The organism is Aquabacterium sp. UBA2148 (genome assembly GCF_002328915.1).
Classification (GTDB): Bacteria; Pseudomonadota; Gammaproteobacteria; order Burkholderiales; family Burkholderiaceae_C; genus Aquabacterium; species Aquabacterium parvum.
The window spans coordinates 1-628 of the sequence record NZ_DCXA01000004.1; the positions used below are offsets into that span (position 1 = coordinate 1).

The window sequence follows — 628 nt, forward strand, 5'->3', positions numbered from 1 at the left end:
GAGCTGGCACCTGGGCTGCGACCAACCCGTCACCTGGCGCCCCCTGGCCGGCTTTGCCGACCTGCCCGCCCCGCCCTGCACCCCCAAGCCAGCCAAAGCCCCCACGGCGGCCGAAAAGGCCCTGGCGGCGAAGCTGCCCGGCGCCTATTACCTCAGCGGCGTGCGCGAGGTCGGCTCGGAGTTGCGCCTGCGCGCCGATGGCCGCTACAGCCTGGCCACCAGCTATGGCGCCGTTGACCAGTTCTTGACCGGACGCTGGCGCGTCGAGGGCAAAGAAGTCGTGTTCCAGAGCGAAGACGCCCTGCCCACCCCGCCCATGCGCATCCTCAAGGCCTGGTACGAGGCCGGCGTCAAAGGCGTGGACGTTCGCGCGTCCTCGGGCGGTCGGCTGATGCAGGGCTTCGTGGTCATGCCCGTGGGCAGCCAGATCAGCCACATCGGCAAGCTGCGCCCCCGGGACGAAGAAGGCTGGACCAACTTCGATGGCCCGCCTGCTTTGGGTCAGCTCGAAGGCCTGGCCATGGCCGTGGCCCTGGGCGACGGACTGCGCTGGACGCTGATGCCCCTGGCGCCCGACGCCCAAGGCCACCTGCCCAACCGCATCGAGGTCGAGGTCGACCAAGCCGCC

At 70.5% G+C, this 628-nt stretch carries 1 pseudogene; it reads left to right on the forward strand.

Annotated elements, in window-relative coordinates:
* Positions 1-628: pseudogene (locus B2W70_RS00085) on the forward strand (hypothetical protein); the annotation flags it as partial.